Raw genomic sequence first — 1815 nt, 5'->3', positions numbered from 1 at the left:
GCTGCGCCACAGCTTCGCCACCCACTTGCTGGAGCAGAAGGTGGACATCCGGGTGATCCAGGTCCTGCTCGGGCACAAGAAGTTGGAGACGACGGCCATGTACACGCAAGTGGCCACCGACATCCTGCGCGAGGTGGTCAGTCCGCTGGAGCAGCTGAGCACCGCGTAGGCGCACTATGGGCACCGCTGCTCTGGAGGTGGCGGACATCTTCCGCACCCACGGGCCAACCTGGCGGCAAGCCCAGCGCTCCCACCTGAGCCTGGGTCAGCTCAAGGTCATGACAGCCATCGAGCAGTGCCGCTGCGCGGCACTGGGAGGACATGTGCTGCGCTGTCAGGACTGCCAACGCCTGCAGATCGCCTACAACTCATGCCGCAACCGGCATTGCCCCAAGTGCCAGGCCACCGCCGCCCAACGCTGGCTCGATGCCCGGCAGGCCGATCTGCTGCCGGTGGACTACTTCCACGTGGTCTTCACGCTGCCAGCACCCATCAGCGAGATCGCGTACTACAACAAGGCCGTCCTCTATGGCCTGCTGTTCGAGGTGGCGGCCGAAACGCTGCGCACCATCGCCGCCGACCCCAAACACCTGGGTGCGCAAATCGGCGCCACGCTGGTGCTGCATACCTGGGGGTCGGCACTCACCCACCACCCGCACGTCCACGGCATCGTGCCCGGCGGCGGGCTATCGCTGGACGGCCAGCGTTGGGTGGCGTGCCGACCGGGTTTCTTCCTGCCGGTGCGGGTGCTCTCACGCCTGTTCCGGCGGCGGTATCTGGAGGAACTGGCCACAGCGTACCGAGCGGGCAAGCTGCAGTTCTTCTCGGAACACGCGGGTCTGACAGACCCCAAGGCATTCGCGAGGTGGTTGGCACCGCTGCGCCGGTGCGAGTGGGTGGTCTATGCCAAGAAGCCGTTTGCGGGGCCGCAGGCGGTGTTGGCCTACCTCTCGCGCTATACGCACCGGGTGGCCATCTCCAACTCGCGCCTGGTGGCGCACGACGAGCGCGGCGTGACCTTCCGTTGGAAGGACTACCGTGACAAAGGGCGAACACGGCACAAGGTGATGACGCTTCAACCCGAAGAGTTCATGCGTCGCTTTCTGCTGCACGTGTTGCCCAGCGGGTTCCACCGGATTCGCCACTACGGGTTGCTGGCCAACAACCATCGGCGGGAGCACCTTGAGCAGGCGCGCCAGCTGCTTGTGCCTGAAGTGCCAGCTGGGCAGATCGAGAAGACCCGGTGTGCCAGCGCTGAACCGGGTCGACCAACCTTCGTGTGCGTCCACTGCGGAGCGATGATGCTCATCGTCGAGACGTTCGCACGTGAGCAGTCCATTCGCACACCTCACCAGCGAGGGCCGCCATGACCGCGTTGGCACGTGAAACCTTGCTGGTGTTCGCGGCGGGCTCACGACAGCCCGTGGGGACCAGCTGCGTCCGACTGCGGAAACGGCGATGGTGGCCCGGTAGAAGCGGCCTTATCCATGAGGCTGAAACAGAGCAGTACCCCGTGACAACACCGTGGCGGGCCGATCACGCGGCGCAGGTGCCACCTCCCACCTCACTACGCGCGGTCAATTCCCCATAGCTGCCAACTGGTGCGCCCAGATTGGTACTCGACGCGGTTTCCTCCCTAGAGGCTTGTACGACGCCCACCCTTGGTGGTCAGCGTGTGTCATCGGCGCGCCTGCACGGGCGGGCGTCCTACAACCCTTAACTAAGGCTGTCATCCCACTACCGCTGAAGTAGCGCCAGCCAGGTCCCGAGCGTTGTCTCCACCAGCCGTGACACGGCATTTCCCTTGGTTCTACC

At 65.1% G+C, this 1815-nt stretch carries 2 protein-coding genes; both read left to right on the top strand.

Translation table 11 applies throughout. The features are described from left to right. The coding region (locus AAHB17_RS24400; protein WP_342133656.1) for a tyrosine-type recombinase/integrase at nt 1-169 on the top strand (169 nt) is incomplete at its 5' end. Nucleotides 170-176: 7 nt separating this feature from the next. Then, a complete protein-coding gene (locus tag AAHB17_RS24395) occupies nt 177-1370 on the top strand; it encodes an IS91 family transposase (protein ID WP_342133655.1) in 1194 nt (397 codons plus the stop codon). Nucleotides 1371-1815 lie beyond the last annotated feature (445 nt).

Origin of the sequence: Hydrogenophaga sp. OTU3427, assembly GCF_038440225.1 — a bacterium.
In the GTDB taxonomy this organism is placed as follows: Bacteria; Pseudomonadota; Gammaproteobacteria; order Burkholderiales; family Burkholderiaceae_C; genus Hydrogenophaga.
The sequence above is the reverse complement of the archived record's forward strand: the minus strand, read 5'-3'. Positions and strand labels throughout refer to the sequence as shown.